Source organism: Phytopseudomonas daroniae (assembly GCF_004327285.1).
Classification (GTDB): Bacteria; Pseudomonadota; Gammaproteobacteria; order Pseudomonadales; family Pseudomonadaceae; genus Aquipseudomonas; species Aquipseudomonas daroniae.
Map to the genome: position 1 here is coordinate 82,235 of NZ_QJUI01000010.1, position 17,676 is coordinate 99,910.

Annotated in this window: 20 protein-coding genes; 2 read left to right on the forward strand and 18 right to left on the reverse strand. The window is 62.0% G+C overall.

The window, feature by feature from the left end; genetic code table 11:
• Positions 1-61 precede the first annotated feature (61 nt).
• The gene (locus DNK06_RS12895) at positions 62-1,006 is read right to left on the reverse strand and encodes an electron transfer flavoprotein subunit alpha/FixB family protein (protein WP_131180414.1); all 945 of its coding nucleotides are present in this window, start codon (positions 1,004-1,006) and stop codon (positions 62-64) included.
• Entirely contained in the window at positions 1,007-1,756 is a 750-nt protein-coding gene (locus DNK06_RS12900; RefSeq protein WP_131180415.1) for an electron transfer flavoprotein subunit beta/FixA family protein, read from the reverse strand.
• A 320-nt stretch (positions 1,757-2,076) separates the two neighbouring features.
• Here DNK06_RS12900 and DNK06_RS12905 point away from each other — a divergent pair, with 320 nt between their 5' ends.
• Positions 2,077-3,741: an electron transfer flavoprotein-ubiquinone oxidoreductase gene (locus DNK06_RS12905; protein WP_131180416.1), complete on the forward strand. Its 1,665-nt coding sequence runs from the start codon at positions 2,077-2,079 to the stop codon at positions 3,739-3,741.
• Between the two features lie 228 nt (positions 3,742-3,969).
• Here the strand turns inward: DNK06_RS12905 and DNK06_RS12910 are convergent, their stop codons facing one another.
• The 3 genes from DNK06_RS12910 to DNK06_RS12920 all read right to left on the reverse strand — a co-directional run bounded on the left by DNK06_RS12910 (position 3,970) and on the right by DNK06_RS12920 (position 5,939).
• Positions 3,970-4,536 (reverse strand): DUF1285 domain-containing protein, encoded by a 567-nt coding sequence (locus DNK06_RS12910; protein ID WP_131180417.1) that lies wholly within the window; start codon positions 4,534-4,536, stop codon positions 3,970-3,972.
• 52 nt (positions 4,537-4,588) lie between these two features.
• A complete protein-coding gene (locus DNK06_RS12915) occupies positions 4,589-5,194 on the reverse strand; it encodes a DUF4823 domain-containing protein (RefSeq protein WP_131180418.1) in 606 nt (201 codons plus the stop codon).
• Positions 5,195-5,300: 106 nt separating this feature from the next.
• On the reverse strand, positions 5,301-5,939 hold the full coding sequence (locus tag DNK06_RS12920) for a TetR/AcrR family transcriptional regulator (protein WP_131180419.1): 639 nt from the start codon (positions 5,937-5,939) through the stop codon (positions 5,301-5,303).
• A 74-nt stretch (positions 5,940-6,013) separates the two neighbouring features.
• On the opposite strand from DNK06_RS12920, the gene DNK06_RS12925 reads away from it, so the two are divergent.
• On the forward strand, positions 6,014-7,147 hold the full coding sequence (locus tag DNK06_RS12925; protein WP_131180420.1) for an aminotransferase class V-fold PLP-dependent enzyme: 1,134 nt from the start codon (positions 6,014-6,016) through the stop codon (positions 7,145-7,147).
• 303 nt (positions 7,148-7,450) lie between these two features.
• Here the strand turns inward: DNK06_RS12925 and DNK06_RS12930 are convergent, their stop codons facing one another.
• From DNK06_RS12930 to DNK06_RS12990, 13 genes are all read right to left on the reverse strand, one after another.
• Positions 7,451-8,233, reverse strand: a complete 783-nt coding sequence (locus tag DNK06_RS12930) for a TatD family hydrolase (protein ID WP_131180421.1) — start codon at positions 8,231-8,233, stop codon at positions 7,451-7,453.
• A gap of 82 nt (positions 8,234-8,315) precedes the next feature.
• Complete coding sequence (locus tag DNK06_RS12935) at positions 8,316-8,672, reverse strand: PilZ domain-containing protein (protein ID WP_131180422.1); 357 nt, start codon at positions 8,670-8,672, stop codon at positions 8,316-8,318.
• A 34-nt stretch (positions 8,673-8,706) separates the two neighbouring features.
• On the reverse strand, positions 8,707-9,693 hold the full coding sequence (locus DNK06_RS12940; protein ID WP_131180423.1) for a DNA polymerase III subunit delta': 987 nt from the start codon (positions 9,691-9,693) through the stop codon (positions 8,707-8,709).
• Entirely contained in the window at positions 9,686-10,318 is a 633-nt protein-coding gene (gene tmk, locus DNK06_RS12945; protein WP_131180424.1) for a dTMP kinase, read from the reverse strand. Before tmk ends, DNK06_RS12940 begins: the two co-directional genes overlap by 8 nt.
• Complete coding sequence (gene mltG / locus DNK06_RS12950) at positions 10,315-11,376, reverse strand: endolytic transglycosylase MltG (protein ID WP_131180425.1); 1,062 nt, start codon at positions 11,374-11,376, stop codon at positions 10,315-10,317. The genes tmk and mltG overlap by 4 nt, the downstream gene beginning before the upstream one ends.
• A gap of 3 nt (positions 11,377-11,379) precedes the next feature.
• Positions 11,380-12,192 (reverse strand): aminodeoxychorismate lyase, encoded by an 813-nt coding sequence (gene pabC / locus DNK06_RS12955; protein WP_131180426.1) that lies wholly within the window; start codon positions 12,190-12,192, stop codon positions 11,380-11,382.
• Positions 12,192-13,436: a beta-ketoacyl-ACP synthase II gene (gene fabF, locus DNK06_RS12960; RefSeq protein ID WP_131180427.1), complete on the reverse strand. Its 1,245-nt coding sequence runs from the start codon at positions 13,434-13,436 to the stop codon at positions 12,192-12,194. The genes pabC and fabF overlap by 1 nt, the downstream gene beginning before the upstream one ends.
• Positions 13,437-13,654: 218 nt before the next feature.
• Entirely contained in the window at positions 13,655-13,891 is a 237-nt protein-coding gene (gene acpP / locus DNK06_RS12965) for an acyl carrier protein (protein ID WP_003245177.1), read from the reverse strand.
• Positions 13,892-14,082: 191 nt separating this feature from the next.
• Positions 14,083-14,826, reverse strand: a complete 744-nt coding sequence (gene fabG, locus DNK06_RS12970) for a 3-oxoacyl-ACP reductase FabG (RefSeq protein WP_131180428.1) — start codon at positions 14,824-14,826, stop codon at positions 14,083-14,085.
• A 14-nt stretch (positions 14,827-14,840) separates the two neighbouring features.
• Positions 14,841-15,779 (reverse strand): ACP S-malonyltransferase, encoded by a 939-nt coding sequence (gene fabD, locus DNK06_RS12975; protein ID WP_131180429.1) that lies wholly within the window; start codon positions 15,777-15,779, stop codon positions 14,841-14,843.
• Positions 15,780-15,884: 105 nt separating this feature from the next.
• Positions 15,885-16,895, reverse strand: coding sequence for a phosphate acyltransferase PlsX (plsX, locus tag DNK06_RS12980; RefSeq protein WP_131180430.1), 1,011 nt, complete (start codon positions 16,893-16,895; stop codon positions 15,885-15,887).
• Positions 16,896-16,898: 3 nt separating this feature from the next.
• Positions 16,899-17,081, reverse strand: a complete 183-nt coding sequence (gene rpmF, locus DNK06_RS12985; RefSeq protein ID WP_025167420.1) for a 50S ribosomal protein L32 — start codon at positions 17,079-17,081, stop codon at positions 16,899-16,901.
• Between the two features lie 12 nt (positions 17,082-17,093).
• Positions 17,094-17,621 carry a YceD family protein gene (locus tag DNK06_RS12990; RefSeq protein WP_131180431.1) on the reverse strand — a complete coding sequence of 176 codons (528 nt, stop codon included), beginning with the start codon at positions 17,619-17,621 and terminating at the stop codon, positions 17,094-17,096.
• Positions 17,622-17,676 lie beyond the last annotated feature (55 nt).

Sequence of the window (17,676 nt, forward strand, 5' to 3'; positions counted from 1 at the left end):
GGATGGCAGGCCATAAAAAACCCGCTCAAGCGAGCGGGTTTTCGTGGCTGCAGACGCTGGATCAGACCAGCTTTTCCAGCTCCGGCACAGCTTCGAACAGATCGGCTACCAGGCCATAGTCGGCAACCTGGAAGATCGGCGCTTCTTCATCCTTGTTGATCGCGACGATCACCTTGGAGTCCTTCATACCAGCCAGGTGCTGGATGGCACCGCTGATGCCGACCGCGATGTACAGCTGCGGCGCGACGATCTTGCCGGTCTGGCCGACCTGCATGTCGTTCGGCACGAAACCGGCGTCGACCGCGGCACGCGAGGCACCGACCGCTGCGCCGAGCTTGTCGGCCAGGGTGTACAGGTGCTTGAAGTTGTCGCCATTCTGCATGCCGCGACCACCGGAAACCACGATCTTGGCAGCGGTCAGTTCCGGACGATCGGACTTGGCCAGCTCTTCACCGACGAACGCCGACTTGCCGGCATCGCCGCCCGCCGAAACGTTTTCGATGGCAGCGGAACCGCCTTCGGCCGCCACGGCGTCGAAACCGGTGGCACGCACGGTAATCACTTTCACGGCAGCGGAAGACTGCACGGTAGCGATGGCGTTACCGGCATAGATCGGACGCTTGAAGGTGTCCGGGCTCTCGACGGAGACGATCTCGGAGATCTGGTCGACGTCCAGCTGCGCAGCGACGCGCGGCAGGATGTTCTTGCCGTTGCTGGTAGCGGCAGCCAGGATGTGGCTGTATGCCTTGCCCCCGCTCTGTTCAACAAGAGCAACCACCAGCGGTGCGACGTTTTCCGGCAGTTGGTGGGCGAAAGCGGCATTGTCGGCGACCAGCACCTTGGTGACGCCAGCGATCTTGGCAGCGGCTTCAGCGGTAGCGGCAACGTTCTGGCCAGCGACCAGTACATGGATGTCGCCACCGATGGCCTGGGCGGCAGCGACGGTGTTGAGGGTGGCTGGTGCCAGCGCGGAATTGGTGTGTTCAGCGATAACCAGGATAGTCATTTAGATCACCTTCGCTTCGGTTTTCAGTTTCTCGACCAGTTCGGCAACCGACTTGACCTTGATACCCGCACCGCGTGCAGCTGGAGCTTCGACCTTGGTGGTCTTGACGGTGGAGGCAGTGGAAACGCCCAGCGCGTCAGGGGTCAGGGTTTCCAGTGGCTTCTTCTTGGCCTTCATGATGTTCGGCAGCGAGGCGTAACGCGGCTCGTTCAGGCGCAGGTCGGTGGTGACGATGGCCGGCAGATTCAGCGCGACGGTTTGCAGACCGCCGTCGATCTCGCGGGTGACGTTGACCTTGTCGCCGCTGACTTCCACCTTGGAGGCGAAGGTGCCCTGGGCGTAACCAGTCAGCGCAGCCAGCATCTGGCCGGTCTGGTTGTTGTCGCTGTCGATGGCCTGCTTGCCCAGAATGACAAGCTGCGGCTGCTCCTTGTCGACCACTGCCTTGAGCAGCTTGGCGACCGCCAGGGAGTTCAGCTCTTCGGCCGACTCGACCAGAACGGCGCGATCGGCGCCCAGTGCCAGGGCGGTACGCAGTTGCTCCTGCGCCTGGGTCGGGCCGATCGACACGACCACGATTTCGCTGGCGACGCCCTTCTCTTTCAGGCGCACGGCTTCTTCAACGGCGATCTCGCAGAAAGGGTTCATCGACATCTTGACGTTGGCAAGATCGACGCCGCTGTTGTCCGGCTTGACGCGAACCTTGACGTTGTAATCGACCACTCGTTTGACAGCTACAAGAACCTTCATGGATTCCTCGTTACTCTCCGGTGAATAGGAATGTCGCCAGAAGCGAGCATGCGGGTGATGCAGACAAGCAGAACGCAAACACCATAGCCCAGGCGGCGAGCGCAAAACCGCCCGTATCTTGACCGTACCACCTGGCTCGGTCAATACGCTTTGGCTGCGAGCCATTCGTGTTGTAGTCGGATTCTAGCAGGCCTACAGAAAATTCAAACAAACGTTTGTATTGGCCGTAATCCAGGCTGGCTATATACTGCGCCAGCGTGCTTTGGGAAGGATGCCGGCCCGCCATGAAAAATTAGAGAGCCTTGATGAGGAGATAGCCCGTGGAACGCGAATTTATGGAGTTCGACGTCGTCATCGTCGGCGCCGGCCCTGCCGGCCTGTCCGCCGCTTGCCGTCTGAAGCAGAAGGCCGCCGAGGCTGGCCAGGAAATCAGCGTTTGCGTGGTCGAGAAAGGCTCCGAAGTGGGTGCCCACATCCTTTCCGGCGCAGTCTTCGAACCGCGAGCCCTGGACGAACTGTTCCCCGACTGGAAGGAACTGGGTGCGCCGCTGAATACGCCGGTCAAAGGCGACGACATCTATGTTCTTAGAGATGCCGACAGCTCCGTCAAGGTTCCGGGCTTCTTCGTGCCCAAGACCATGCACAATGAAGGCAACTATATCATCTCCCTCGGCAATCTGTGCCGCTGGCTGGCCCAGCAGGCCGAGAATCTCGGCGTGGAAATCTACCCGGGCTTCGCCGCCCAGGAAGCGCTGATCGATGAAAGTGGCGTGGTGCGCGGTATCGTCACCGGCGATCTGGGCGTCGACCGCGAAGGCAATCCCAAGGAAGGCTACTTCACCCCCGGCATGGAGCTGCGTGCCAAGTACACGCTGTTCGCCGAGGGTTGCCGTGGCCATATCGGCAAGCAACTGATCAAGAAGTATCAGCTCGATGACGAAGCCGACGCCCAGCACTATGGCATCGGTATCAAGGAAATCTGGGACATCGATCCGAGCAAGCACCAACAGGGCCTGGTGGTGCATACCGCCGGCTGGCCGCTGGACGTCTTCGGCACGGAAAACACCGGCGGTTCCTTCCTCTATCACCTGGAGAACAACCAGGTAGTGGTCGGCCTGATCGTCGATCTGTCCTACGCCAACCCACATCTGTCTCCGTTCGACGAGTTCCAGCGTCTCAAGCACCACCCGGTGTTCAAGCAGCACCTGGAAGGCGGCAAGCGTGTCGCCTACGGCGCTCGCGCCATCACCAAGGGCGGCCTCAACTCACTGCCGAAGATGGTATTCCCCGGCGGCGCGCTGATCGGCTGTGATCTCGGCACCCTGAACTTCGCCAAGATCAAGGGCAGCCACACCGCCATGAAGTCCGGCATGCTGGCCGCTGAAGCCATCGCCGAAGCCCTGGCCGCCGGCCGTGAGGGTGGTGATGAGCTGGGCAGTTATGTCGAGGCCTTCAAAGCCAGCTGGCTGTACGACGAACTGCTGCGCAGCCGCAACTTCGGCGCGGCGATCCACAAGTACGGTGCCGTAGTCGGTGGCGGCATCAACTGGGTCGACCAGAACCTGTTTGGCGGCAAGCTGCCCTTCACCCTGCACGACAACAAGCCGGACTATGCCTGCCTGAAGCCTGCGGCAGAGAGCAGGAAGATCGATTATCCGAAACCGGACGGCAAGCTCAGCTTCGACAAACTGAGTTCGGTGTTTCTCTCCAACACCAACCATGAGGAAGAGCAGCCCTGCCACCTCAAGCTGGCCGACCCGAGCATTCCGATCGACAAGAACCTGCCGCTGTACGATGAGCCGGCGCAGCGCTATTGCCCGGCCGGCGTGTATGAAGTGGTCGCCAACGATGACGGCAGCAAGCGCTTCCAGATCAACGCGCAGAACTGCGTGCACTGCAAGACCTGCGACATCAAGGATCCGGCCCAGAACATCACCTGGGTGGCGCCGGAGGGGACTGGCGGCCCCAACTACCCCAACATGTAAGGATCTCTGCGCGTCGGCCCTGCGGCGTTAAAAACAGGCTCGGCAAGCCGCTTGCGGCTAACGCACTTTAGTGCGGCCCCGAAGGGGCGAGCGAAGCGAGTAATGCGTAAACTCCGCTTCCTCGCCTGTTTTTGTGGGGCCGCCTAGGCCTTGCAGGGCTCTAGCTCGCTAGATCGTGCACAAATCCTGGCTATTGAAAGGCTCCCTCGGGAGCCTTTTTCATGGACGCTATTCGAGCGGCCCGATGGGAAAGAAAACCCCGCCGCTCCATACGCCGAGCCAGGGCTGGCCGTCGATCTCGCGGGCTTGCGCCAGTTCGACCAGTTGATAGAAGACGTTGCGATGAATCAGCGCTTCCAGGTTGGCCCGAACGTGGATGTAGGGCGACGGTTCCTGGGTCTGCGCATCCAGCTCGACGCGCAAGAGGTGCTCGTCACCCGCCTCGACCTCGTCACCGACGTTGGTGACGAAACGCAGCACCTGCTCCTCGCCCTGCCCTGCCGCCTGTACAGATACAGCCACGAAAGGCGCGTCCTCGACCTTGATGCCAACTTTCTCCACGGGCGTGACCAGAAAGTAGTCCTCGCCATCGCGGCGAATGATCGTCGAGAACAACCGCACCATGGCCAGTCGGCCGATAGGCGTGCCCATGTAGAACCATGAGCCGTCACGGGCGATACGCATATCGATATCGCCGCAGAAATCGGGATTCCACAGATGCACCGGCGGCATGCCCTTGCTGCCCGCTGGCGGAATCTGCGCCAGCAGATCACCGGCCTTGTCGCTTTCGCTCATTACCTTTCCTCACGCCCACTCAAGCCCTGCGGAGCACCAGGTGGCAGTGCCCTCAACGGCTGAATCCCAGAAGTGTACGCGCATAATCCTCGAGCGGCGCCCTGATCAGATCCTCGGGCCTGGCATCGTAGAACGTCAGGAATCCGCCACGGCTGCGAATCCGCGCCGAGTCCACCAAGTAGCGGGTGTTGGTTTCGATCAGCATCAGTTGCAACACGCTGCGGTCGGTTCCGAGCCGGTCGAAGGCCTCCTGATCTTCCCACTCCGTCATCGTGCCGATGCGGTCGTCGGCGTAGGCGAAGCGAGTGTAGAGCAGGTAGTGGGCACCGGCGGCACGCGCCTCACCGAGTGCTTCTTCCAGGCCGATGGGCGCCTTGGCCCGACGCACCATGGGGAAGTATTCGACGAAGCCCCGGAACGCTTCCTCGGCCACCACATTGGGCCTCGGATAGGCGTGCTTGCCGCTTGGCACGAAGTGGCCCTGGGCGATATAGATGAACGAATCGCCCTGCAGCCGCCAGGACGCCGAGCGCCGTACCTTGCTGTGATCCAGCACGCCCGCATCACGCAGGTGGTAGGTGACGCCATCGGCCATGTCGCTGACATTCATGCAGCCAGCCAGGCTCAGCAACACGGCCGCGACGAACAGATTACGCATGTGAACTCTCCCGACACCGGCGACGGAAAACCGGCGAATGACTGCTCCAAGCAGGTTTCGCGCCAGGCGCCCACTCACGGCCCGAATGGGGCCGCGAATCAGCGGCTCAGGTGGGAGGCGTCTCGCTATCGCGCTTGCGCTTGTTGCCCATGCGCACGCCGATATCCATCAGAAACTGGAAGAAGCCTTCCTGATCTTCCAGCACGTTGCTCCAGAACGGCGAGTGATAGAGCGCCACGGCCCCATGCACCAGCGCCCAGGCGGCGCAGTAATGGAAGTACGGCGGTACGTCCTCGAGCTTGCCTTCGGCGATGCGACCCTTGATCAGTTGGGTGAGACGCTCGAAGTTGGAGGCGCGGATGCTATGCAGGTGCTCGACCAGATCGGGTACCTGATTACCCTTGACCACCTTCTCTTCCAGGCGATCGAACAGCCGGTAACGCTGCGGGTCACGCATGCGGAATTCGAAATAGGCTCGCGACAGCGCTTCCTTGTCACGGTCGATATCGGACGAATGCAGCAATTCGTTCAGATCACGCTCGTAGTCGAGCATCAGCCGCAGGTAGATTTCCGCCTTCGACTTGAAATGCTTGTAGATGGTGCCTTTGCCGATACCCACGGCGTCGGCGATCATCTCCACGGTCACGCTGTCCTCACCCTGCTCGAGGAAGAGTTTCAGGGCGATGTCGAGAATCTCCTGCTCGCGGCGGCGAAACTCACGGATCTTGCGGGGTTCTTTCTGCATAAGGAAATGACAAGGTCGAAATTCAAGTCCGGTATTATGCCTAACTAACGCCAAATTGCACGGATCACGCGCTCATGAATGCCATCATCGACGAGTTTCCCCAACCGGCCGATCTCTACTACCTGAACCACGCTGCAGTTGCCCCCTGGCCGGCACGCACCGCACGGGCCGTGGAGCGCTTCGCCCGAGAGAACATCACCACGGGTGCCCGCGACTATTCGCAATGGCTGGAAACAGAACGCCGCCTGCGCGAACGCCTGGCGCGCCTTCTGAATGCCTCATCGCGGGCCGATATCGCGCTGGTCAAGAACACCTCGGAAGCGCTGTCGTTCGTGGCCTTTGGCCTGGACTGGCGCGAAGGCGACCAGATCATCATCAGTGACGAGGAATTCCCCTCCAACAGAATCGTCTGGGAGGCCCTGCGCCCGCGAGGCGTGGAAGTGCTGCAGGTGAACCTGCAGGGCGGCGATGCCGAAGGCGCCCTGCTCGCTGCCTGCACGCCACGTACTCGGCTGATGGCGATCAGTGCAGTGCAATACGCCAGCGGCTTGCGCCTGGATCTCGAACGCCTCGGTACAGGTTGCGAGCAGCGCGGCGTCCTGCTGTGCGTCGATGCCATCCAGCAATTGGGCGCCTTGGGCATGGACGTGCAAAGCAGCCGCTGCGCCTTTGCCATGGCCGACGGCCACAAGTGGTTGCTCGGCCCAGAAGGCCTGGGCGTGTTCTATTGCCGACAGGATCTGCGTGAACGACTGACCCTGCACGAGTACGGCTGGCACATGCTCGAACACGCCGGCGACTATGACCGCGATGACTGGCAGCCCGCCCGCAGCGCCAGGCGCTTCGAATGCGGCAGCCCCAACATGCTCGGTGCCATGGCGCTGGAAGCGAGCCTGTCGCTGCTCGAAGAGGTCGGCATGCCGCAGGTCGAACAGGCCCTGCATGAGCGCGTGCAGTGGCTGCTCGACGGTCTGCAGGACATCGCCGGGGTACAACTGCGCAGCGTCATCGAGCGTGAGAAGCGCGCCGGTATCCTCACCTTTTCCCTGGACGGCTGGGACAATCGCGCCCTGCATGAGCGCCTGAAGGCCGAGCAGGTCATCTGTGCCCAGCGCGGCGGCGGCATTCGTCTCTCACCGCATTTCTACACCGAGCCGCGAATCATCGAACATACACTGAGGCTGCTGCGGCAATTCGCCAGCGAATGAGCACTCAGCAGCGGGAAAAGTATTCCAAATCCGTTTAAAGCCGAGGATGGACGTCTGCCGCGCATGGCCAATACTTCTAGATACCGGTGCGGCATATCCCCCAAGTGTCGCAGCGGCCGGAGTGCCGAGGATCGCGCACTCCGCTTGACTCCTAATGGTCTTGACCCGGATTCCGCCCCGAAACCGGGTTTTTTTTGTGCCCCGCCATCCCTGGCGGGCACCCTGCGGGCCGTCGCAAGCGACGTCAAAAATCGCTCCCGGCGATTTTTTGACCGCCGAATGCAGGTTGGGCTCAGCAGGCGCTCAGGCGACCCGGGCGAGAGGAAATAGCCGTTTGAAGTTCTCGCCGGTCTGCCGCGCCAGTTCTTCATAGCTGACGCCGCGTAGCACGGCCAGATACTCGGCGACATCACGCACGTACTCCGGCAGGTTGGGCTTGCCGCGGTGCGGGATAGGCGCCAGATACGGCGAGTCGGTCTCGACCAACAGGCGATCGGCCGGCACCTGGCGGGCGACCTCGCGCAGCGCATCGGCATTGCGGAAGGTGACGATACCGGACAGGGAAATGTAGAAACCGATATCCAGCGCTGCCTTGGCCATCTGCCAATCTTCGGTGAAGCAGTGCAGCACGCCGGCTTGCGGCAATGCCGCCTCGCGCAGCAGCGCCAAGGTATCGGCACGGGCTTCGCGGGTGTGCACGATTACCGGCTTGCCGGTGATCTGCGCAGCCTGCAGGTGCAGGCGAAAGGCTTCTTGCTGCAACTCGGCAGCTTCCGGCTCGTAGTGGTAATCCAGGCCCGTCTCGCCAATGGCGACTACGCCAGGGTGATCCAGCTCGGCAAGCAACCAGTCCAGTGCCGGTGCGCTACCCGGCTCGAGATCGAGCGGGTGGATACCAACCGAGCAATCGACGTCGGCGTAACGTTGCGCCAGGTCGCGAACAGCGGCCGCGTTATCGGCACTTACCCCGATACACAGGAAATGGCCGACGCCGCGTGCGCGTGCGGCAGCCAGCGCTTCGTCCAGCGAACCGCCACGGGCGGCCAGGTCGAGGCGATCGAGGTGGCAGTGGGAATCTATAAGCATGGGGTAAAGCCTCAAGCGGCAAGCATCGAGCCGCAAGCAAGTCGCTACTTACTTGTCGCTCGCGGCTGGTAGCTTGCAGCGCTTACATCGTATGAGTGGGACGATCTGACTTGAGGGCGCCGGCCAGATAGGTTTCGATCTTGTTGCGTGCGGTGTTGTCACCCTCGTTGAACTGCACGCCCACGCCTGCAGCGCGGTTGCCCTGGGCACCTTTGGGGGTGATCCACACCACCCTGCCGGCGACCGGAATCTTTTCCGGCTCGTCCATCAGATTGAGGAGCATGAACACTTCATCGCCGAGCTTGTAGCTCTTGTTCGTGGGAATGAACAGGCCGCCGTTCTTGATGAAAGGCATGTAGGCGGCATAGAGCACAGATTTGTCCTTGATGGTCAGGGACAGAATGCCGTTACGGGGCCCCAGATTCGGTGGCAAGCTCATGCATGATTCCTGATGTCGTGACGTGGGCTCGATTCTAGCCCGGTCCAGGCAGGCTTGCCCACTGAACCAGTAAGGCTTCGAGAAGCAGCACACGGTTGAGGTTGGCCTTGCCCAGCACTTTCTGACGCTGTTGCAGCAGCCACTCCTGAATTTGCAGTACTTTGCCCTGCGGCGCCTTCTGGGCCAGGTATTGCACGACCTTGCCCATATCCGCCGGGCCAAGGCCCTGCTCGTCACGCGTCAGCTGATAACGCAGGATCAAATGCGCCCAGTCGCAGAACCAGTCGAACAGCAGCGGCAAGGGCACAGCATTCCAGCTCTCGGTCAGCTGGCTGGCGGAAATCTGCTGCTTGTGCAGCTTCTTCACACCCTCGGCAACCAGAGCACGCTGTTCGCGCACGCCTTGTGCCTGCAGCCTGACCGCCGCCAGCGGTGAACCCGCCGCCAGGTACAGCAACTCGCGGACTTCCTGCTCGGAACTATCGGGCAGCGCCTCGCTCAGCCACTGCAGGCTCACCGCCTCGCTGGGCAAGGGGCAGGCCTGCTGCACGCAGCGGCTCTTGATGGTTGGCAGCAGGCGACTCGGCTGATGGCTGATCAACAACAGCACGGTGTCGCCCGATGGCTCCTCCAGGCTCTTGAGCAGCGCGTTGGCAGCATTCAGGTTCATTGCCTCGGTGGGCTCGATCAGGATCACCTTGCGCCCACCCAACTGAGCCGTCTGCACCACGAAGTTGACCAGCGCACGCACCTGATCGACCTTGATCGGCTTGTCGACCTCTTCCGGTTCGAGCACGTAGTTGTCCGGGTGACTGCCGGCAGCGAGCAGATGACAGGACTTGCACTGCCCGCAGGCCTGCAGCGCCACCGGCGATTTGCACAGCAGCAGTGCCATCAGGCGCTCGGCCAGGGCCCGTTTGCCGATACCTGCGGGGCCGTGGAGCAGGTAGGCATGGGCATGCTGGGTACGCCCGGCCAGTTGCTGCCAGAGCGAGGCCTGCCAAGGATAGACATCAGCCACGCTGCAGCTCCAACAATTGCGGCAGCAGCCCATCCAGATCACGCTGCACGGCTTCGAGCGACTGGGCGGCATCGAGAATGCGGTAGCGCGCCGGCTCGGCATTGGCACGTTGCAGGTAGGTGGCGCGCACCGCTTCGAAGAAGTCGCGACCTTCCTGTTCGAAACGATCCAGGCGACCGCGTGCGGCAGCTCGCGACAGACCGACTTCCACCGGCAGATCGAACACCAGGGTCAGATCCGGGCGCAACGTCCCCTGAACGAAGTGTTCCAGCAGCGCGATGCGCTCGACATCAAGGCCGCGACCACCGCCCTGATAGGCATAGGTTGCATCGGTAAAACGGTCGCAGAGAACCACGGCGCCACGCTGCAGCGCCGGCACGATCACCTGAGCGAGATGCTGGGCGCGCGCCGCGAACACCAGCAGCAGTTCGGTATCGCTGGCCATGGGCTCTTCACTGGGCGCCAGAAGCAGTTCGCGCACTCGTTCGGCCAGCGGCGTGCCACCGGGCTCGCGAGTCAGCAGCACATCGATCCCCTGCTCGCGCAGCCGCGCCGCCAGGTACTCCCGATTGGTGCTCTTACCTGCGCCTTCGGGGCCTTCCAGGGTGATAAACAAACCGCTCACTGGTTGTCCTCATTGTTCCGGGGGATGGGCGCCGGGCTGGAACGATAGTCCGTGCGGCGCTTCAACTGATATTCGCGGACGGCACGGTTATGCGCGTCGAGGGTTTCCGAAAAGACGTGGCTGCCATCGCCGCGGGCAACGAAATACAGGGTCTTGCCGGGCTGCGGATGCAGCGCCGCGTGGATCGCCTCACGGCCGACCAACGCGATGGGCGTCGGCGGCATACCGTCGATGGTGTAGGTGTTGTAGGGCGTCGGTTCGCGCAAGTGGGAGCGGGTGATGCGCCCCTGATAGCGCTCGCCAAGTCCGAAGATCACTGTCGGGTCGGTCTGCAGGCGCATGCCGATCGCCAGGCGCCGGACGAACACACCGGCGATCTCGCCGCGCTCCTCGGGCACGCCGGTTTCCTTCTCGATCATCGAGGCCATGATCAGTGCCTCGTAGGAATCCTTGTACGGCAGGGATTCGGCGCGATTCTGCCACTCTTCGTCGAGCACCACCTGCAGGCGCTTATGGGCCTGCCTGAGCAGATCCAGGTCGCTCATGCCGCGCACATAGCGATAGGTATCGGGGAAGAAACGGCCTTCAGGATTGACGCCAGGCTGTCCCAGTCTGGCCATGATCTCGGCGTCGCTGAGCTCGCTCAGGGTCAGCTCGAGCTTGTCCTGGCGCGCCAGGGCCGCCCGCACCTGGCGAAAGCTCCAGCCCTCGACCAGGGTCAGGCTGTATTGCACCACTTCGCCGCGGCGCCACAGATCGAGCAGATCGCGCACCCGCAGGTCGGGCGTCAGGCGGTACTCACCGCTGTGCAGCGGCTGCCCCTGCAGGTTGAAGCGCCAGTACAGGCGCAACCACAGCGCGCCATCGATCACGCCGTCCGCCTCCAGGCGGTTGAGCACGCCACCAGGCGTGGCACCGGCCGGCACCTCGATCAGGCGCTCCTCACTGAGCACCAGAGGCTGCTCAAGGGCGCGGTGCTGTTGCCAGGCGACAAAACCCAGGGTAAGGCCGGCCAGCACCACGGCAATTTCCAGCACTAACAGCAATTTGCGAATCACGAATCAGCAGTCCAGTAGATGACGGGCAATGGCCTGCAGTTTACGGGTGAGCGGCCCGACCGACCAGTGACGGCCCTGCAACTCACGAACCGGCCATACACCGTACAGGCTGTTGCAGAGAAAGACTTCGTCTGCGGCCAGCAGCTCGTCCAATTCGATATCGCGCACCTGGCAGGCGATACCCAGGGCTTGCGCCTGCTCCAGCAGCTCCGCGCGCATCACCCCGGCCACGCCGCAGCGCGACAGCTCAGGCGTTGACAGCACACCATCACGAACCGAAAACAGATTGCTGAACACGCCTTCGACCACCCGCCCCGACACATCGCGCATCAATCCTTCGGCGTGCTCGGCATCCTGCCACTCGGCACGGGCCAGCACTTGCTCCAGGCGATTGAGATGCTTGAGACCGGCGAGCAGCGGTTGCTCGGCCAGGCGTGTTGCACAGGGGAACAGGCGGATGCCGGTTTCGCCATGCTGCGGCGGGTAAGCCGGCATGGCGCCAGCCTGAAGAATGCGCCGCGGCGCCCCGACCGACGGCGCGTAACCTCGCTGGCCATCACCGCGGGTGACGATCAGCTTGGCAACGCCCTGCCCCAGCTCGGCGCAGAAAGCCAGCAACTCGCTGCGCAGTTGAGCCGCATCCAGACCGATACGCAGCCGAGCACAACCCGCGGTTACCCGCGCCAGGTGGCGCTCGAGCAGCACGGGCCGGCCGCCCTGCACCGCCATGGTTTCGAACAGGCCGTCACCGTAGGCCAGGCCGCGATCCACGAGGGGCAGCGACGTGGCCAGCCGGCCATCGACCCAGGTGAGCATCAATCAGCGTACCGGCGAAATACCAGCGAGCCGTTGGTACCACCGAATCCGAAGGAGTTGGACAGTGCCACCTCGATCGGCATTTTGCGCGCTTCGTGCGGCACGAAATCCAGGTCACACCCTTCGTCCGGCTCGTCCAGGTTGATGGTCGGCGGCGCCACCTGATCACGCAGCGCCAGCACGCTGAAGATCGCCTCCACCGCCCCTGCAGCACCCAGCAGGTGGCCGGTCATCGATTTGGTCGAGCTGACCGCGAGGGCATGAGCGTGATCGCCGAATACCGCCTTGATCGCCGCCACTTCGGCCTTGTCGCCAGCCGACGTCGATGTGCCGTGGGCATTGATGTACTGCACCTCCGACGGCTCGATGCCGGCATCGCGCAGCGCGTTGGTCATGCAGCGGGCTGCACCGGCACCGTCTTCGGGTGGCGAGGTCATGTGGAACGCATCGCCACTCATGCCGAAACCGATCAGCTCGGCGTAGATGGTGGCGCCACGCGCCTTGGCGTGCTCCAGCTCTTCGAGCACCAGCGCACCGGCACCATCGGACAGCACGAAGCCGTCACGGCCTTTGTCCCACGGGCGACTCGCCTTGGCTGGCTCGTCATTGCGGGTGGACATGGCGCGCGCCGCGCCGAAGCCGCCCAGGCCCAGACCGCAGGCCGCCATCTCGGCGCCACCGGCGATCATCACGTCAGCCTCGCCATAGGCGATGTTGCGAGCGGCCATGCCGATACAGTGAGTACCGGTGGTGCATGCGGTGGCGATGGCGTAGTTGGGCCCCTGCAGACCGAGGTGGATCGACAGGAAACCGGAAATCATGTTGATGATCGAGCCCGGCACGAAGAACGGCGAAATACGCCGTGGCCCCTGATCAAACAGCGACTTGCAGTTGTTCTCGATGTTGGTCAGGCCGCCGATGCCGGAGCCCATGGCCACACCGATACGATCACGGTTGGCATCCGTGACTTCCAGGCCGGAATCACGGGCCGCCTGAAAGCAGGCAGCCAGGCCGTACTGAATGAATAGGTCGAGCTTGCGCGCCTCTTTGGCGGACAGATACGGCTCGACATCGAAATTCTTTACCGAGCCACCAATGCGGGTGGAATAGGCGGAAAGATCCATGTGTTCGATCAGACCGATGCCACTGCGGCCGGCCAGAATGCCCTGCCAGCTGCTCGGCACATCGTTACCCAGTGGCGACAACATGCCCATACCGGTAACCACGACGCGTCTACGCGACACAGCAATCTCCTCTTATCAGGTTTTTCGACGCCTTGATGCACCTGGCAAGCCATTGCCCAGGCAGATTGATCATCCGGCGATTGACTCGCGGTGTAATTTCACCCGAGCAGACAGACGCCGTCGGCGCGTCTCTTACATCTTCTACAGCGAACCGTCAAAGAAAAGCCGCACGCCTTTGCAGACGTGCGGCTTTTCCGATTCGGGAAGCGACGAACTGCTTATTGCGCGTGCGCAGTAACGTAGTCGATTGCTTCCTGAACAGTGGTGATCTTCTCGGCTTGCTCGTCCGGGATCTCGGTCTCGAATTCTTCTTCGAGAGCCATCACCAGCTCAACGGTGTCAAGAGAGTCGGCACCCAGGTCTTCAACGAAGGAAGCGCTGTTGGTTACTTCTTCTTCCTTCACGCCCAGTTGCTCGGCAACGATTTTCTTGACGCGTTCTTCGATGGTGCTCACGTGTTGTCACTCCTATTGGACAAATCCAGCCAGCTGGTTGTGCCGGCAAGTGTATAGAAAGGGTTTTCGGCTTTTCAAGCTGAAAGCCAATGGCGCCCACGGAAATACGTCAACGGTCTCATTTTCAAACCTGCGATTTTGCCACGAAGTTTGAATGGATCGAAGACGTTCGCCGACGGCAGCACCCATATTCAGCTCATGTACATCCCACCGTTCACAGGGATAGTAGCCCCTGTGACGTAAGCTGCACCATCGGAAGCGAGGAAAGAAACCACGTTAGCGATCTCTTGCGCCTGCCCCAGACGGCCCAGCGGAATCTGTGTCAGCAGCGCTTCACGCTGTGCTTGCGGCAATTCACGGGTCATATCGGTATCGATGAAACCCGGTGCCACGGCATTCACGGTAATCGAACGCGAACCGACCTCTCGGGCCAGCGCACGACCGAAACCTTCGAGACCAGCCTTGGCCGCGGCGTAATTCACCTGGCCGGCGTTGCCCATGGCACCCACCACCGAACCGATGTTGATGATACGCCCGAAACGCGCCTTGGTCATGCCGCGCAGCACAGCCTTCGACAAACGATAAAGGCTGTTGAGGTTGGTATCGATGACGTCATACCACTCATCGTCTTTCATGCGCAGCATCAGGTTGTCGCGGGTGATACCGGCATTGTTGACCAGAACCAGCACCTGACCGAAATCCTTCTGGATCTTCTCCAGGGTGGCGGCGACGGACTCATCGTTGCTCACGTTGAGCATCAGGCCAGTGCCTTCGATGCCGTTTTCCTTGAGGGTGGCGGCGATGCGCTCGGCACCTGCCTCGGACGTAGCGGTACCGATGACCACGGCACCCTGACGACCCAGCTCCAGGGCGATGGCCTGACCAATGCCGCGGCTCGCGCCAGTGACCAGTGCAACCTTACCTTGCAGACTCATAGCATTCTCCTTGTTCAGACCAGTGCGGCGCGTGCAGCGGCAAAGGCCTCGGGGGTGTCGAGGTTGTGCGTGTTGACGCCCTTGACACAGCGCTTGTTCAGACCCGAGAGCACTTTGCCCGGGCCGCATTCGACCAGATCGGTAACGCCCTGCTCGCCAAGGCGAACCATCGACTCGACCCAGCGCACCGGGCTGTAAAGCTGAGCCAGCAGATCGCGCTTGAGGGTGTCCAGATCAGCCACCACATCGGCGCTGACGTTCTGCACCAGCGGAATCTGCGGTGCTTGCCAGGCAATGGCGGCGACGGACTCGGCGAAGCGCTCGGCAGCCGGGCGCATCAGTTCGCAGTGCGACGGCACGCTGACCGGCAACGGCAGCGCACGCTTGGCACCACGTGCCTTGCACGCCTCCACGGCGCGCGCGACGGCAGCGGCGGAACCGGCGATAACCACCTGCCCCGGCGCGTTGTAGTTAACCGCACTGACCACTTCACCCTGGGCGGCTTCGGCGCAGGCAGCCTGCACATCGGCATCTTCCAGACCGAGAATCGCTGCCATGCCGCCCTGCCCGGCCGGTACGGCCTGCTGCATCAGCTGGCCACGCAGCTCGACCAACTTCACCGCTTCGGCGAAACCGATGGAGCCGGCGGCGACCAGAGCGCTGTACTCACCCAGGCTGTGCCCGGCAACGAACGCCGGTCGCGCGCCGCCTTCGGCCAGCCACAGACGCCACAGGGCGATGGAGGCAGCCAGAATGGCGGGCTGGGTCTTGTCGGTCTGGTTGAGCTGCTCTTCCGGGCCTTGCTGGGTCAATGCCCACAGGTCATAACCCAGGGCGCTCGAAGCTTCGCCGAAGGTATCGAGGATCAGCGCGTGCTCTGCGCCGTGTCCGGCCAACATGGTCAGCGCTTGCGAGCCCTGACCGGGAAAGACGAATGCGAGGGATGCAGACATGTAACGGTTCCCTTAGTGATCTTCTCGTCGAAAAATTACGCTCACCATCGGCAAGCGCTCGAAAACTGACATTTTGGATGGTTGACCATCCATAACAGTCACATATTACGGGAGTAAGTGCTTAATTCGACCACTCAGTCGCTGCGGCAAATTCTCCTGCACATCGGTCATCGCACGACGAATGGCGCTCTTTATACCATCCGGCCCGGCACTGCCGTGACTCTTCACCACGATGCCCTGCAAGCCGAGAAAACTCGCGCCATTGTGCCGCGCCGGCGCCAGCTCGCTACGCAAACGGCGCAGCAGCGGCAAAGCCAGCAGGCCCGTGATGCGCCCCAGCAGCGTGCTCCGGAACAGCGATTCGAGCCGCGACACGATCATGGCCACCAGACCCTCGCTGGACTTGAGCAGGACATTGCCGACGAAACCATCACACACCAGCACATCGGCATCACCGCGGTACAAACCATCGCCCTCGACGAAGCCGATGTAGTTGAGGCCCTCGATGCCCTCGAGCAGCGCAGCTGCCTGCTTGACCTGCTGATTGCCCTTGGTCTCTTCGCTGCCGACGTTCAGCAGACCGACACGCGGTGCCGAGGTACCCTGCACCTCGGCGGCCACTGCGCCCATGATCGCGAACTGACACAGGCGCTCGGCCGTGCAGTCGACGTTGGCGCCGAGATCCAGCAAATGGCAGACGCCATTACGACTCGGAATGGCCGCGATCATCGCCGGCCGGTCGATGCCCGGCAGGGTCTTCAGCACATGCCGCGACAGAGCCATCAGCGCACCGGTGTTGCCGGCACTGACGCAGGCGTGAGCCCGTCCGTCGCGCACCACTTCGAGCGCCACACGCATGGAGGAATCCGGCTTGCCGCGCAGGGCCTGGCCTGGACGCTCGCCCATATCGATGGACTCGGCAGCATGCTCGATTCGCAGGCGCGAGTGATCGACACCGGGAATTCCAGCGATCAGGGTTTCGATAAGGGAGGCTTGGCCGACGAGAACCAGGTGCAACGAGGGGAATTCAGCCAGACAGGCGATGCTGGCCGGAACAATGCAGTGGGGACCGAAGTCCCCACCCATTGCATCAATCGCGATGATCGGAGCGGACAAGATTTACTCGTCAGCGCCCTTGTCGATCACTTTGCGACCACGGTAAACACCTTCCGGCGATACGTGGTGGCGCAGGTGAACTTCACCGGTGCTCTTCTCAACGGACAGAGCGTTACCCTCGAGCGCGTCATGTGAACGACGCATGTCACGGGCGGAACGGGATTTTTTGTTCTGCTGAACAGCCATACTAGTAAACTCCTAAACGTTTGGGTCACGCTTTAACTGTGCCAATACACTGAACGGGTTGGACCGCGTCACCCCGTCCTCGCTCGATTCGGGCTCATCAAGACCCGCCGGCTGCTGGCAATCTTTCGGGTCATGTACCGGCACGATGGGCAAGGCGAGCAACAGCTCATCCTCGATCAAGGCCAGCAGATCCAGAGGATCTTCACCCATTTCCAGTACGTCATAGCCTTGCGGCACGGACTGGGTATTCGCGCCTTCCTTCACCACAGCGTAATCACACTCGCTGAGGATCGGTAAGGTGACCTGATCCAGACAACGCTGGCAAACCATCTTGACTTCGACCTCGAGCTGGCTGTGTATGACCACAGCATGGCGCTCGTCACGCTCGAAAGAAAACTTCGCGCGCACGCTACCGCCATTATCGGCAAGAGGATCGCAGAGCCTCGACAAATCAGCGAGCGGTAACTCACCCTGAAGGGTGGCACCACGGTCGGCGAGTTTGCGTGGATCGACGTGAGGTGGAATCGGGCCATTTGACATAGGCGCCGCATTCTATGGATGCAACCGTGCGCTGTCAAAGGAAATTCCGCCTGTC

Excerpts from the sequence above, each read along its gene's own strand:
- DNK06_RS12895 (WP_131180414.1), bottom strand. The coding sequence starts at position 1,006 with ATGACTATCCTGGTTATCGCTGAACACACCAATTCCGCGCTGGCACCA.
- DNK06_RS12900 (WP_131180415.1), bottom strand. The coding sequence starts at position 1,756 with ATGAAGGTTCTTGTAGCTGTCAAACGAGTGGTCGATTACAACGTCAAG.
- DNK06_RS12910 (WP_131180417.1), bottom strand. The coding sequence starts at position 4,536 with ATGAGCGAAAGCGACAAGGCCGGTGATCTGCTGGCGCAGATTCCGCCA.
- DNK06_RS12915 (WP_131180418.1), bottom strand. The coding sequence starts at position 5,194 with ATGCGTAATCTGTTCGTCGCGGCCGTGTTGCTGAGCCTGGCTGGCTGC.
- DNK06_RS12920 (WP_131180419.1), bottom strand. The coding sequence starts at position 5,939 with ATGCAGAAAGAACCCCGCAAGATCCGTGAGTTTCGCCGCCGCGAGCAG.
- DNK06_RS12925 (WP_131180420.1), top strand. The coding sequence starts at position 6,014 with ATGAATGCCATCATCGACGAGTTTCCCCAACCGGCCGATCTCTACTAC.
- DNK06_RS12930 (WP_131180421.1), bottom strand. The coding sequence starts at position 8,233 with ATGCTTATAGATTCCCACTGCCACCTCGATCGCCTCGACCTGGCCGCC.
- DNK06_RS12935 (WP_131180422.1), bottom strand. The coding sequence starts at position 8,672 with ATGAGCTTGCCACCGAATCTGGGGCCCCGTAACGGCATTCTGTCCCTG.
- pabC (WP_131180426.1), bottom strand. The coding sequence starts at position 12,192 with ATGCTCACCTGGGTCGATGGCCGGCTGGCCACGTCGCTGCCCCTCGTG.
- fabG (WP_131180428.1), bottom strand. The coding sequence starts at position 14,826 with ATGAGTCTGCAAGGTAAGGTTGCACTGGTCACTGGCGCGAGCCGCGGC.
- fabD (WP_131180429.1), bottom strand. The coding sequence starts at position 15,779 with ATGTCTGCATCCCTCGCATTCGTCTTTCCCGGTCAGGGCTCGCAAGCG.
- rpmF (WP_025167420.1), bottom strand. The coding sequence starts at position 17,081 with ATGGCTGTTCAGCAGAACAAAAAATCCCGTTCCGCCCGTGACATGCGT.
- DNK06_RS12990 (WP_131180431.1), bottom strand. The coding sequence starts at position 17,621 with ATGTCAAATGGCCCGATTCCACCTCACGTCGATCCACGCAAACTCGCC.